This window comes from Rhodococcus sp. NPDC003383, assembly GCF_053589115.1.
In genome coordinates, this window is sequence record NZ_JBSFRG010000001.1 from 175,255 (window position 1) to 187,930 (window position 12,676).

Genomic DNA, 12,676 nt, shown 5'->3' on the forward strand with positions numbered 1-12,676 from the left:
AGGGATCCGGCGTGACGACCAGCGACCGACGCGGTGTCCTGTATCCCGCGCGCCTGCCCACGTTCCATCGCGAACCACCGGCGCGCGAACTCGCAGGCCTGGTGCGGTGGTTCTGGATTCCGGAATGGCAGCTCGCCCCGGGCCGAACCTCGCGGCAGGAGGTCCTGTCCTTCCCCGCCTCGAATCTCACCGTCGGAGCCGATGGGGTGACCCTGACCGGCCCGACGACGCGACGGTCGCACCGCGACCTGACCGGCACCGACTGGGCGGTCGGTGCGCTGCTGCGCCCCGCCGCGGTCCCGGCGCTCGTCGGCGACCCCCGCGCGGCACGCGACCGGCAGGTCCCGTTCGAGGCACCCGAACTGCACCGGGCCGTGACGGCGGCGATGGCGTCCGAGGGTGACGGCGCCGCCCGGCGGGCTCGCGCGACCGCGGCGTACTCCGCGTGGCTCCTCGATCGCGTCGGCCCACCTGACGCCGAGGGTGAACTGGCCAACGCGATGGAGGACACGATCGCCGCGGATCTCGGACCGGCCCGTGTCGACGACCTGGCACAGACGCTGGGGATCTCCGTGCGCAGCGTGCAGCGTCTCGCGCAGCGGTACGTGGGCGTGACACCGCTGGCGATGATCCGTCGCTACCGGCTGCAGGAGGCCGCCCAGCGCCTGCGCGACGGCCCGGCGATCCCGATCGGGCAGGTCGCCGCCGAGCTCGGGTACGCCGACCAGGCACACCTGTGCGCGGACTTCCGGCGCGTGCTCGGTTTCACCCCGAGCGCGTACCGCGACCGCGCCGGCCCCGGCGACAACCCGTCCCACCCCGCACCGACCGGGTGAGCGATCGGATCCGGTCCGGAGCCCGGACTCAGAAGTTGCCGCGTGCGGCCTGCTCCCGCTCGATCGCCTCGAACAGCGCCTTGAAGTTGCCCTTGCCGAAGCCGAGCGATCCGTGCCGCTCGATCAGTTCGAAGAACACCGTCGGTCGGTCGCCGATGGGCTTCGTGAAGATCTGCAGCAGGTAGCCGTCCTCGTCGCGGTCGACCAGAATGCCGCGCTTCTTCAGCTCCTCGATCGGCACCCGGACCTTGCCGATACGGGCACGCAGCTCCGGATCGTCGTAGTACGCATCGGGAGTCGCGAGGAACTCCACGCCCTCCTCACGCAGCCGGTCGACCGCGGTGAGGATGTCGTTGGTGGCCAGGGCGAGGTGCTGCGCACCCGGTCCGCGGTAGAAGTCGAGGTATTCGTCGATCTGCGAACGCTTCTTCGCGATCGCGGGCTCGTTGAGCGGGAACTTCACGCGGTGGTTGCCGTTGCACACCACCTTGCTCATGAGAGCCGAGTAGTCGGTCGCGATGTCGTCGCCGATGAACTCCGCCATGTTCGTGAAACCCATGACGCGGTTGTAGAAGTCGACCCACTCGTCCATGCGTCCGAGTTCGACGTTGCCGACGACGTGATCGAGCGCCTGGAAGATCCGCTTCGGCGCGCCCTCGCGCTTGCGGTAGGTCGAGGTGCGCTCGACGTAGCCGGGCAGGTACGGACCGTTGTAGCGTGACCGGTCGACCAGCGTGTGCCGCGTGTCGCCGTAGGTCGCGATGGCGCCGATGCGGACGGTGCCGTTCTCGTCGCTCAGCTCGTAGGGCTCCTCGAGGACGGTCGCTCCCTGGCGCCGGGCGTGCTCGATGCACTTGTCGACATCCGGGACCTGCAGCGCGATGTCGACCACGCCGTCACCGTGCAGGCGGTGATGCTCGATCAGCGGACTGTCCGGGTCCACCGCGCCCTTGATCACGAATCGCACGGCGCCGCTGCGCAGTACGTAGGCGTGGTGGTCGCGGTTGCCGGTGGTGGGTCCGGAATAGGCGACGAGTTCCATGCCGTAGGCCGACTGGAAGTAGTGCGCCGTCTGCGTCGCGTTGCCGACCACCCACACCACAGCGTCCCAGCCGCTCACGGGGAACGGATCCCGTTCGCTGTCGTACTCCACCAGACCGACGAGGCGCTGGAGCTCCTCGGCGTCGAGCTGAGCGAGTCGTTCGCTGTCGGTCAGGGTGTATTCCAGAGTCATCGCTGCAACCTCCTGCCGCTCACTGCGGCACAGTCGTTGTGTCGTGTGTCACCAGGAGAAACCCACCCGCCGGTGGGACGCAACGTCGCCTTCGGGAACTGGTCCGACTGACTCGAATTCGCTGGAATCCTGACGTTCACCTATACAATCAGGCTAGTTTTCGGCGTCCGATGGGAAGGAAGCGCGATGCGCGAGCCCGTGCAGCTGGACGAATTGGATTTCGCTCTTCTCGAGGCCCTGCACGCCGACCCGAAGGTCGGCGCGCTCGAGCTGTCCCGTCGCCTGAAGGTCGCGCGCGCCACCGTCTCGGCACGCCTGCGGCGCCTCGAGGACACCGGGGTGATCGCCGGCTACGAACCCCGGATCAACCTCGCCGCAGCCGGTTTCGAGGTCCAGGCGTTCGTGACGATGGAGATCGTGCAGGGCGCTCTCGAAGACGTCACGGAGGTCCTCGAACGCATCCCGGGGGTGCTCGAAGCGTTCGCCACCACCGGCGCGGGCGACGTCCTGTGCCGCATCGGGGCCGAATCGCATCTCGGCCTCCAGCAGACCCTCATCGAACTGAACCGCTCGTCGATCGTCGCGCGCTCGACGAGCGTGATGGTGCTGTCGGAGGTCGTGCACTACCGGGCGATGCCGCTGCTCCGCACCCTCCAGCCCGAACGATCCGCGAAAGCACCCGCGTACCGGCGCTGAGCCGATCACGCCCACAATCCCGCTCCGACTAGCCGGATTGCACAGAAAAAAGCGCTTCGGGCATCCGGACCCTCCGCACGCTGCACAGTTCTCCGAGGCACAGTTGCGCGGCATTTGTTACTGCCGTCACAGTCGTTCGCCATGAAGAACCTGCTGACCCGATTCGAAGAAAAAGCCCCCGAGATCGTCTTCGAGTGGCACGACACCGAGACCACCGCCCGGGGCTGGGTCGTCATCAACTCGCTGCGGGGCGGCGCAGCGGGCGGCGGCACCCGCATGCGCCGCGGTCTCGACCGGCGGGAGGTGGAGTCGCTGGCGAAGACCATGGAGATCAAGTTCACCGTCTCCGGACCCGCGATCGGTGGCGCCAAGTCCGGCATCGATTTCGATCCGTCCGACCCGCGCAAGGAAGGCGTGCTGCGCCGTTGGTTCGCAGCGGTCACTCCCCTGCTGCAGGCGTACTACGGCACCGGCGGCGACCTCAACGTCGACGAGATGAACGAGGTCGTTCCGCTCACCGAGGCCAACGGCCTGTGGCACCCACAGGAAGGCGTCGTCAACGGTCACTTCGGCAAGGACGAGCGCCAGCGGATCCAGCGGGTCGGCCAGCTGCGACTCGGCGTCGCGAAGGTCGTCGAGGACGCGCGGTTCACCCCCGCCACCAGCACGAAATACACTGTCGCCGATCTGATCACCGGCTACGGTGTCGCCGAGTCGGTCCGTCACCACCAGCTCGTCTACCGGGGCAGCGACCTGGCCGGCAAGCGCGTGATCGTGCAGGGCTGGGGCAATGTCGGCGCCGCCGCTGCCTACTATCTCGCCCAGGCCGGCGCGTCGATCGTGGGCATCATCGACCGCAACGGCGGCATCCTCGAGCCCGAGGGGCTCTCCTTCGACGAGGTCCGCACCCTGCTGCTCGAGCGCGACGGCAACGCCCTGCGCAGCGACCGCATGCTCCCCTTCGACGAGGTGAACGCCCGCATCTGGGATCTCGGAGCCGAGATCTTCCTGCCCTGCGCCGCAAGCCGACTCGTCACCCGCGAGCAGGTCGACCGCATGGTCGCTGCGGGACTCGAGTCGATCGCCTCGGGCGCGAACGTCCCGTTCGCCGACGACGAGATCTTCTACGGCCCCACCTACGAGCACGCCGACAAGTCCGTCGCCGTGATCCCCGACTTCATCGCCAACTGCGGCATGGCCCGTGCCTTCGCCCAGCTCATGGAAGGCGACGTGGAGGTCTCCGACGCCGCGATCTTCGGTGATGTGTCCACCACCATCGAGACTGCACTGCGTCGGTGCCACGACCGTTCGGCCGAGCTCACCGGACTCGCCGCGACGGCCTTCGAAATCGCCCTCGACCAGCTGGTTCCTGCCGGGGAGCGCATCGATGACTGAAACCCTGGCTCCCGCGACCACGACCGGTGCCCAGAGCACCGCCGGTCTGCATCGCGCGATGAAGCCCCGCCAGCTCGTCATGATGAGCCTCGGCGGCGCCATCGGAGCCGGCCTGTTCGTCGGGTCGGGGGCGGGCATCGCCGTCGCCGGCCCGGCGATCCTGATCTCGTTCCTCGTCGCGGCCGTTCTCGTCGTGTTCGTGATGCGGATGATGGGTGAGATGGCCGCGGCCAACCCCGCCAGCGGCGCCTTCTCCGAACACACCGAGAACGCCCTCGGTCCCGTCGCGGGCCGGACCATCGGGTGGTTGTACTGGGTGCAGGTCATCATCGTGATCGCCGCGGAGGCCACCGGCGCTGCCGCGATCACCGCGGTGGCACTGCCCGGGATCCCCCAGTGGGCGTCCGCGCTGTTCTACATGGTCGCGCTGACGGGCGTGAACCTCGTCGGCGTGCGCCGCTTCGGCGAGGTCGAATTCTGGTTCGCCGCAATCAAGATCGCCGCGATCCTCGGGTTCCTGGTGATCGGTGTCGCGATGATCGCCGGGTGGATGCCCACCTTCGAGACGACCGGCTTCGCGAACCTCACGGCGCACGGCGGGTTCGCACCCACCGGTATCGCCGGTATCGCCGCCGGCCTGCTCATCGTGGTGTTCGCGTTCGGTGGCACCGAGATCATCGCGATCGCCGCCGCGGAGACCGCCGATCCTCGTCGCAACGTGGGCCGCGCGGTGCGCACCCTGGTGTGGCGCATCCTCGTGTTCTACATCGGGTCGGTGCTCGTGATGGTGACGATCCTGCCGTGGACCTCCGAGGACCTCGCGACCGGTCCGTTCGTCGCCGTGCTGCAGGCCGGGGCCGTCCCGGGTGCCGCCGCGGTGATGACCGTGATCGTCGTGGTCGCGCTGCTCTCGTCGCTCAACGCGATGCTGTTCAGCGCTTCCCGAATGATCTTCTCGCTGTCGCACCGAGGATCGGCGCATCCCGTCTTCGGGCGACTGTCGTCCAACGGCGTCCCGCGCAATGCGGTGCTCGCCTCGGTGGCGTTCGGTTTCGTCACGGTCGGGCTGAACTATCTCTACCCCGACCGGGTGCTGCCGCTGCTCCTCAACGCCGTCGGCTCCACGATCCTGGTGCTGTGGACGTTCGTCGCGGTCTCGCACATCGTGCTCCGTCGTCGCGCACGACGCAACGGCACCGAGGATGCACAGCCGCTGAAGATGTGGGGCTTCCCGTACCTGTCGTACGCGACGCTCGGCCTGCTCGCCGGCATCGCGGTGCTCGCACTGTTCGACACCGCCGCCCGCACACAGCTGCTCGCGACCGGCGCTCTGACCGCAACGATCGCCGGTACCTGCACGGTGCTGGCGCGGCGACGCGCCGCGGCCGAAAAGGTTCAGGCCGAGACGGTTCAGGAGCGCCAACCGTAGGGACGCGTGATCATCTCCACGAAGTGACCGGCGGGGTCGAGGAAACAGATTCCTCGACCCCGCCGTTCCTGTTGCTTCCGTGCGCGGACTGCCGAGGATCGGCCGTCAGGCGGTGACCCGCGCCGCCGCACCCGCGTCGACCGACATCACGGTTCCGGTGATGTGCGCACTCGCCTCGGCCGCGAGGAACAGCACGGCGTGGGTCACCTCCTCCGGCTCCAGGAACGGGACGGGCTGTCCGTGGAGACTCGCGAAGATCGGTTCGATGTCGGCGCGCGTGGGGTTCTCGAGATCGGGCCGCATCATCCGATACAGAGCGTCGTTGTGCACCATGGGAGTCGAGATATTCCCGGGAGCAACAGCATTGACCGTGATCCCGTGCGGGGCGAGGTCGAGCGCCGCGCTCTTGGTCATCCCGATGACACCCCACTTCGACGCACAGTAGGCGACCTGACCCGGGGCCGCACCACGGCCGAGCATCGACGCGATCGTCACGATCCGACCGTAGCCTCGCTCGATCATCCCGGGTGCAACGGCAGCCACGGTGTGGAACACACCCGTCAGATTCGTGCCGAGGACCTCGGACCACTGACTGTCGGGAAGGTCCTGGACGGGCGCAGCCGCCGAGACCCCGGCGTTGGCCACGGCGATGTCGATTCTTCCGAGTTCCTCCTCGGCCCGACGGACCAGTGCCTCGATCGCCGACCGGTCTGCCGTGTCGGCCTGGACCGCGATGCACCGCCGGCCGGTCGCTTCGACCAGGCGCACGGTCTCTTCGAGATCGTCCTTGGTGCTCAACGGGTATGCGACCGCGTCACTGTCCTCGCAGCGGTCGCAGACGACGATGTCGGCCCCGCGTTCGGCGAGCGCGACGGCATGCGAGCGGCCCTGTCCTCTTGCGGCACCGGTCACCAGCGCCACCCGGTTCGTGAAGTCGGTCATCTCGTCTCCTCAGCTAGCTGGATGTGGACTGTTCGTCTGCACGCGCCCGGACGAACCGGGCGCACGACTCGATCGACGCGACGGAGACGCTGTGAGCGGGCTGGATCAGCGGCCACGTGTGTCCTTGCTCCGCAACCACTTCCAGCGTGCAGGTGACGTTCGCCTTCGCAAGCGACTCGGCCAGACCGAGCGCGTCACCGACCAGCGCCTCGTTGCCCCCGACCTGAATCAGCGTGGGCGGAAATCCCGCGTGGTCGGCCAGCAACGGCGAGGCCAGCGGGTCGCTTGCAGGGGCACCCTGCAGATAGTCCTCGCGCGCCGACTCCGCCGTCGCCAGCGGGAAGAACACATCGGACGCGGTCTCGTAGAACGGCGACGAGCAGTGCAGGTCGAGCCACGGCGACAGCAGCATCAGCCCGTCGGGAGTGCGCAGAGCGCCCGCCTTCGCCGCGACGATCACCGCGGCGGCGAGACCGGCGCCCGCCGAGTCACCGGCGAGGACGATCGGTCCCTCGGTTGTGGAGGCGAGTTCCTCGTAGACCGCGACGGCATCGCGCAGACCGGCCGGGAACGGGTTCTCCGGCGCGAGCCGATAGCGCGGCAGGACGACCGTCGCCTCCGCGCCCGCCGCGATCTTCGCCGCGTAGGCGTTGTACGCCTCCGGGCTGCCCATCCGGTATCCGCCCCCGTGCAGATAGAGGATGGTCGCCCGGCCGTCGGCGCGGATGGTCCGGCACGGCACACCCGCGAAGTCCGCATCGCCCGCCGTGACCTCCAGCACGGGGTCGATCTCGGTCGCGGCGAACAGCGCGCGGCGTTCCAGCAGTTCCGGGCTCGCCGGCGCACCGGTCCGCTCGGCGGGCAGCGCATCGTGCACTGTCGGCATGTCGTCTCCCAAATAGTTTTCTACGAAAGGACTCTCACGAGCGAGCGGCCTCGACGAGCTTGTCCGGATGGCGCGCGGCGATCGTCCGGCGGATGCCTTCACGCCAATCCACCGTGCACGGTCCGGTGATGGAGGCACGCAGCGTGGTGTCCGCGATCGATCCGCGCAGCGTTCCCTCGATCGGAGCCACGTCGACGACGGGGTCGATCCCCATCAGTTCGCCGGCGTAGGCCGCCCACTCCTGCACGCTCACCGGTTCGTCGCCACCCCAGTTGACGATGAGCGCAGGCGTGGCGGCCGCCTCGAGCAGGGCACCGACCTGGCTGTTGATGTCGTCCTCGTAGATCGGGCTGTACATGCACGGATCCCAGCGGGTGGTGATCGGCCGGCCGTCGGCGAGGGCGTCGACGTGCATGGCCGGCAGCCCACCGTTGGGACCGTACGAGGCGTTCATCCGAGCGATCGTCACCGGGACGCCGAAAGCGCGTGCGGCGAATCGCGCGGTGGCCTCCTGGCTGATCTTCGACATCGAGTAGGTCGGGGTGTGGGTGCTGTTGCACTCCCCCAGCGGCGACTGCTCGGTGAACACGTACATCGGGTCGTCCTGCGGTCGGTAGACCGAATGGGTCGACATCACGAGGGCGCCCTTGGCGGATCGGCAGTGCTGCAGGAGGAGTCCGGTGCCTTCCGCATTGGCGCGGATCGCAGCGTCGTAATCCCATCCCGGAGCCAGGCTCGCAGCCAGGTGCACGACGTACGTGAAATCTGCAGGGACACCGTCGAAGTCGCCGTTTCCGAGATCGCAGGTGACCGGGGTGATCCCCGCGTCGCTCACCCGCTGCCGGTCGTCGGGTCGGCTGTACCGCGCCAGTCCCCACACCTCGTTCTCGGCCGCGAGTGTCCTCGCGATCGGAAAGGCGATCTGACCGGTCACCCCGGTCACCAGGATCTTCTCACCGCTCAGCACGGGTCTCACCACAATTCGTCGGTGTACTTGTCCGTCCCGACCACGGTCGGGATGAACGGCGAGGCGAAGGTGACGTGACCGGCACCGGAGTTCTCGATGTTCTCGGCGTAGTCGACGATGTGCTGCCAGCTCTCGGCGGGATTGCCCTCGAGGAAGCACATCTGCAGGATGCGCTCGGTGGATCCGCCGTCGTTGCCCATCTTCATCGGCACGTTGTGGTCGGCGGGCCAGGGCTTCATGCGCCAGTTGCTCACGAGATCGACAGCACCGGTGGCGAGCAGCTTCTCGACCGGACCGCTGTTGATGGTCTCGAGCGCGGAGGCGCGGTCGACGCCGTCGGCCGGCTCGATCATGACGATGACGAGGCCGCCGTAGTGATGGTCGTGTGCAAGCTCGAGCGGGACGCCGTCCTCGTGTGCCGAGATATTGGAATCCGGCAGGTACTGGCCGGTGTGGACGTGCTCACGCTCGGCGAAACCGCGTCCGGCAGCGTAGAGTTCGCCGACCTGCTTCTGAGCCCAGGCGTCGGCGACCTCCGCATCGGGCTCGTGAACCCAGTAGATCGCGAGATACGAACCGTCCTCGGTCCTGGTCGCGACCGGTCCGGTCGCCGGGAAGCGCAGGTCCTTCAGGGCCTTCGTGGCGACCCAGCGGCTGCCGGCGAACCAACCCGGACCGACCATGCAGCCCGAGTAGCGGTGGTCGCGCTCGTACCAGCGGTTGTACTCGACCTCGTGACCGCGCGACGGATCCACCATGGTGAACAGTGCGTAGCCGAGTCGCACAGGAGTCAACGTCATTGCTCTCTCCTACTTTCGTGAACCGGACGCGCGGGCAGCCGGAAGGCCGGCTGCCCGCGGTCCTCGAGAATTCCTGCCGGTATGCCGCCGGTCAGCGAGTCGCGGCGATGCCGTCGAAAGTGTCGTCCTCACGCCACTTCTGGAGCATCTCGAAGTACTCGTAGCCGGGTCCGTACAGACCGCCCGCGAGGATGCTGCGCTTGTCGTCGATGCGGCCCTCGTTGTTGTAGTGACCCGGCGTGCACGAGAGGTTCCATTCCCGTCGCATCTCCACGTGCTCGGCGATGGTCGCGTTCCAGCCGGCCTCGGCCTCGGTGGTCGGTTCGATCGCCCGGATGCCCTCGTTCAGGCACTTGCCGACCATGTAGACCATGTGCCGGGCCTGGTTGTCGATGAGGTTGGAGATGTTCGAAACCTGCGTCGACTGAACGAATCCCAGGAAGAACAGGTTCGGGAAGTCCTTGCTGAGGAAGCCGTGGTAGGTGCTGGCGCCCTCGGCGAACTTCTTCGACAGCCGGTTGCCGTTGCGGCCCAGCACGTCGTAGCCGGCCTTGTCGGTCCAGGTGCGTCCCTGCTGGAAGCCGGTCGCGTAGATGATGAGGTCGACCTCGTACTCGCGGTCGCCGACTACGATGCCCTTCTCGGTGATCCGGTCGATCGGCGTGGTGGAGGTGTCGACGATGTCGACGGACTCCTTGTTGAAGACCGGAAGGAAGTCGTCGCTGAAGCCCGGCCGCTTGCACATGGTGCGGTAGTAGGTCTTCAGCTTCTCGGCCTTGACCGGGTCCGTGACGATAGCATCGACACGGTCGCGCAGCATCTCGTTCCACTCGTAGTCCGAGCGCTCCATCGCGTCCATGTACTGCTCGAGGGTCGGCTCCGCGCCGCCGGCCTCGTAGATCGCGTGCAGCTGGTACTTCGCGAACTTGATCCAGCCGTCGTCGACGTCGCAGTCGGCGGTGGCGCGGTCCATCGCGCACTTGTCGAAGGAGACGCGGCGCTCCTTCTGCCAGCCGGCGGGCAGGGACTTGAACCATTCGACATCGGTCGGGGCGTTCTCGCGCGGCGCGATCTGGCTGGGCGTGCGCTGGAAGACGACCAGCGACTTCGCGCGCTCGGCGAGATGCGGGATGGCCTGGACACCGGTGGCACCGGTACCGATGATGGCCACACGCTTGTCGCGCAGTTCGGTCAGGTTTCCGGTGGCGTCGCCACCGGTGTAGTCGTAGTCCCACCGGCTCGTGTGGAAGCTGTGGCCGGCGAACTTCTCGATCCCCGGAATGCCGGGCAGCTGGGGACGGCTGAACAGGCCGCTCTGGGTGGAGACGAAGCGGGCGCGGAACACATCGCCGCCGTCGGTGCGCACCGTCCACCGCGCGGTGTCCTCGTCCCATTCCATCTCGGTGACCCGGGTCTGGAACAGGGCGTGCTCGTATAGACCGAACTGCTCGCAGAGAGACTGCGTGTAGGCGAAGATCTCGCTGCCGCGGGTGTATCGCTCGGTGGGGATGTAGCCGGTCTCTTCGAGGTACGGCAGGTAGATGTACGACTCGACGTCGCAGCGCACGCCCGGGTAACGGTTCCAGTACCAGGTGCCACCGAAATCGGCTGCGACATCGAGGATCTTGAAGTTGGTGACGCCGATCTTCTTCAGCTCGATGCCGGTGCTGATGCCCATGAAGCCGGCGCCGATGACGAGCATGTCGAGATCGGCGGTCTGCGGCGGCGTGGTGCGTGGGCCGTCGGCATGCGGGTCGGCGTCGAAGTCCGCGAACTTGCCTTCGAAATCGATCGCCTGGAAGGTGTCGGCACCGGTGTTCGGCAGGCGCTTGTCGCGCTCTTCGGCGTACTTCTTCCGGAACCATTCGAGGTCGTCGACCTTGCGCTGGGGTACCCAGAGGTGTGGATCGCGTGCGGTGGTGTCGGAGGCGGTCATGAAAGTCCTTTGGTCGTCACTGCGTCGGAATGTGCGATCCGGCGACGGAGAGAAATTCGTCGCCGAGGCGCATTCAGCGATGTATCGAGGGGAAGCCGTGATCCGGCGCAGGTCCGGTCACCAGGGGGTGCCGGCAGGGATGTGCATGAGCTCGACGCGGTTGCCGTCGGGGTCGGCCACGAACACGAACTGCGGGGCGGTCGGGTCGTCCAGACCGGCGCGGGTCTCCGGCACCAGCGTGCCGCCGTACTCGCACAACGCCTCTGCCGCGGCGTCGATGTCGTCGGCAAAGAACGACAGGTGGGTCATGCCCAGATGGTTACGGCGGGTGGGCGGGGTGCCGATCACGCCGGGCTGCCGGTAGGACAGCAGTTCGATGCGCAGGCCGTCCTTCTCCAGGAAGGTCGAGGTGAGACTGCACGGTGCATCCACCTCGGGGATCTGCTCGTCGATGTCGTATTCCATGATCTTGGCGAAACCCAGTCCGTCGCAGTAGAAACGAAGGCTCTTGGCGAGATCGGAGACACACAGCCCGACATGGGACGTGCGGTAGGTGTGCGTGGCAGCTTCGGTGTTCGCAGTCATCCGGGAATCCTGTTCGTGTGAGGGGTAGGTCAGCCGACGGCGACGGGGGTGACCGGGCTCGCCGTACCGCCGGTGATCTTCAGCGCGCCGATGGTGAGCAGGAACTCGTAGCACTTGTCGGCGGCGAGTTCTGCGAGGTTCATGTTCTCGACCAGGTAGATGCCGTGCTCGACGAGCAGGATGATGTGTCCGCCGAGGTAGACGTTCTGGTCGAAGGGAATGGGCTCGATCGCGGCATTGTCGGAGCCGACCAGCGCGACGTCCTTCTCGGCCAGGAAGGCGGCGGCTTCGAGGCCGATGCCCGGCTGCGGCATCATCTCGCCCTGGTTGGTCAGGTAGTCCTCGAGCCATCCGGTGCGGATGAGCACCAGGTCGCCCGTCTGCAGTTCGACGCCCTGCTCGTCCAGCGCCTTCTGCAGGTCGGCGACGGTGATGACGTAGCCGGGCTCGAGCAGATCGACCCCCTTCGAGGCGGCGACGTCGATGAGGACGCCGCGGCCGGCGATGCCACCGACCTTGTCGATGCTGCACTTGGCCGCGCCCGAGTACGGGGTGACCTGGTCGGCCGGGTAACCGTTGTAGATCTTGTTGTCGGCGTACACGTGGCACAGGGCGTCCATGTGCGTCGAGGTGTGCGACGGCATGACGAGCTGGTCCTCGTTGGCACCGACACCGGGGACACCGCCGTTGGCGAGGGCCATCGCCTCGTCCTGATGGTTGGTGAGGGTGAGACGCTGCGGGATGCCACGGTATTCGAGGTTCGGCACGCCCGATCGCTGGATCGGAATGCTGAGGCTGTAGGTCTTGCCCGTCTTGGGCAGGCGGAGCGCGGAGAGCACCCGCTCCGGCGTGAGGTGATTGAGGGCGCCCAGCTCATCCGCTTCGCCCCAGCGGCCCCAGTTCGACTTACGCGTGCTCAACATCGACTCCTCAACTTGTGTCCTCGGTAGCGAGGTTCGGGGTGGTTGTC

The 12,676-nt window shown here is 67.4% G+C and carries 12 protein-coding genes; 4 read left to right on the forward strand and 8 right to left on the reverse strand.

The features are described from left to right. Positions 1-11 precede the first annotated feature (11 nt). Positions 12-836 carry a helix-turn-helix domain-containing protein gene (locus ACWDTS_RS00765; protein WP_450117333.1) on the forward strand — a complete coding sequence of 275 codons (825 nt, stop codon included), beginning with the start codon at positions 12-14 and terminating at the stop codon, positions 834-836. A gap of 28 nt (positions 837-864) precedes the next feature. Here the strand turns inward: ACWDTS_RS00765 and hppD are convergent, their stop codons facing one another. Next, positions 865-2,070: a 4-hydroxyphenylpyruvate dioxygenase gene (gene hppD, locus ACWDTS_RS00770; protein WP_197258003.1), complete on the reverse strand. Its 1,206-nt coding sequence runs from the start codon at positions 2,068-2,070 to the stop codon at positions 865-867. Positions 2,071-2,256: 186 nt separating this feature from the next. Here hppD and ACWDTS_RS00775 point away from each other — a divergent pair, with 186 nt between their 5' ends. The 3 genes from ACWDTS_RS00775 to ACWDTS_RS00785 all read left to right on the forward strand — a co-directional run bounded on the left by ACWDTS_RS00775 (position 2,257) and on the right by ACWDTS_RS00785 (position 5,590). Then, positions 2,257-2,766, forward strand: a complete 510-nt coding sequence (locus tag ACWDTS_RS00775; RefSeq protein ID WP_197258001.1) for an Lrp/AsnC family transcriptional regulator — start codon at positions 2,257-2,259, stop codon at positions 2,764-2,766. Positions 2,767-2,907: 141 nt separating this feature from the next. Next, entirely contained in the window at positions 2,908-4,161 is a 1,254-nt protein-coding gene (locus tag ACWDTS_RS00780; protein ID WP_450108177.1) for a Glu/Leu/Phe/Val dehydrogenase dimerization domain-containing protein, read from the forward strand. Further along, complete coding sequence (locus ACWDTS_RS00785; protein WP_450108178.1) at positions 4,154-5,590, forward strand: amino acid permease; 1,437 nt, start codon at positions 4,154-4,156, stop codon at positions 5,588-5,590. The genes ACWDTS_RS00780 and ACWDTS_RS00785 overlap by 8 nt, the downstream gene beginning before the upstream one ends. A gap of 105 nt (positions 5,591-5,695) precedes the next feature. On the opposite strand, the gene ACWDTS_RS00790 is transcribed toward ACWDTS_RS00785, so the two are convergent. The 7 genes from ACWDTS_RS00790 to ACWDTS_RS00820 form a co-directional block, all read right to left on the reverse strand. Further along, complete coding sequence (locus tag ACWDTS_RS00790; protein ID WP_450108179.1) at positions 5,696-6,532, reverse strand: mycofactocin-coupled SDR family oxidoreductase; 837 nt, start codon at positions 6,530-6,532, stop codon at positions 5,696-5,698. 13 nt (positions 6,533-6,545) lie between these two features. Then, a complete protein-coding gene (locus ACWDTS_RS00795) occupies positions 6,546-7,418 on the reverse strand; it encodes an alpha/beta hydrolase fold domain-containing protein (RefSeq protein WP_450108180.1) in 873 nt (290 codons plus the stop codon). Between the two features lie 34 nt (positions 7,419-7,452). Further along, positions 7,453-8,394 carry an NAD-dependent epimerase/dehydratase family protein gene (locus tag ACWDTS_RS00800; RefSeq protein ID WP_450108181.1) on the reverse strand — a complete coding sequence of 314 codons (942 nt, stop codon included), beginning with the start codon at positions 8,392-8,394 and terminating at the stop codon, positions 7,453-7,455. Next, positions 8,391-9,185, reverse strand: a complete 795-nt coding sequence (locus ACWDTS_RS00805; RefSeq protein ID WP_450108182.1) for a hypothetical protein — start codon at positions 9,183-9,185, stop codon at positions 8,391-8,393. Before ACWDTS_RS00805 ends, ACWDTS_RS00800 begins: the two co-directional genes overlap by 4 nt. A gap of 91 nt (positions 9,186-9,276) precedes the next feature. Further along, positions 9,277-11,121, reverse strand: coding sequence for a flavin-containing monooxygenase (locus tag ACWDTS_RS00810; RefSeq protein WP_450117334.1), 1,845 nt, complete (start codon positions 11,119-11,121; stop codon positions 9,277-9,279). Positions 11,122-11,238: 117 nt separating this feature from the next. After that, the gene (locus ACWDTS_RS00815; RefSeq protein WP_450117335.1) at positions 11,239-11,706 is read right to left on the reverse strand and encodes a VOC family protein; all 468 of its coding nucleotides are present in this window, start codon (positions 11,704-11,706) and stop codon (positions 11,239-11,241) included. 29 nt (positions 11,707-11,735) lie between these two features. After that, complete coding sequence (locus ACWDTS_RS00820) at positions 11,736-12,629, reverse strand: cyclase family protein (protein ID WP_450117336.1); 894 nt, start codon at positions 12,627-12,629, stop codon at positions 11,736-11,738. Positions 12,630-12,676 lie beyond the last annotated feature (47 nt).

What these genes read in the sequence shown, in the direction of transcription:
- ACWDTS_RS00790 (WP_450108179.1), bottom strand. Translation starts at nt 6,532, where the DNA reads ATGACCGACTTCACGAACCGGGTGGCGCTGGTGACCGGTGCCGCAAGA.
- ACWDTS_RS00810 (WP_450117334.1), bottom strand. Translation starts at nt 11,121, where the DNA reads ATGACCGCCTCCGACACCACCGCACGCGATCCACACCTCTGGGTACCC.
- ACWDTS_RS00795 (WP_450108180.1), bottom strand. Translation starts at nt 7,418, where the DNA reads ATGCCGACAGTGCACGATGCGCTGCCCGCCGAGCGGACCGGTGCGCCG.
- ACWDTS_RS00785 (WP_450108178.1), top strand. Translation starts at nt 4,154, where the DNA reads ATGACTGAAACCCTGGCTCCCGCGACCACGACCGGTGCCCAGAGCACC.
- ACWDTS_RS00805 (WP_450108182.1), bottom strand. Translation starts at nt 9,185, where the DNA reads ATGACGTTGACTCCTGTGCGACTCGGCTACGCACTGTTCACCATGGTG.
- hppD (WP_197258003.1), bottom strand. Translation starts at nt 2,070, where the DNA reads ATGACTCTGGAATACACCCTGACCGACAGCGAACGACTCGCTCAGCTC.
- ACWDTS_RS00780 (WP_450108177.1), top strand. Translation starts at nt 2,908, where the DNA reads ATGAAGAACCTGCTGACCCGATTCGAAGAAAAAGCCCCCGAGATCGTC.
- ACWDTS_RS00775 (WP_197258001.1), top strand. Translation starts at nt 2,257, where the DNA reads ATGCGCGAGCCCGTGCAGCTGGACGAATTGGATTTCGCTCTTCTCGAG.
- ACWDTS_RS00820 (WP_450117336.1), bottom strand. Translation starts at nt 12,629, where the DNA reads ATGTTGAGCACGCGTAAGTCGAACTGGGGCCGCTGGGGCGAAGCGGAT.
- ACWDTS_RS00815 (WP_450117335.1), bottom strand. Translation starts at nt 11,706, where the DNA reads ATGACTGCGAACACCGAAGCTGCCACGCACACCTACCGCACGTCCCAT.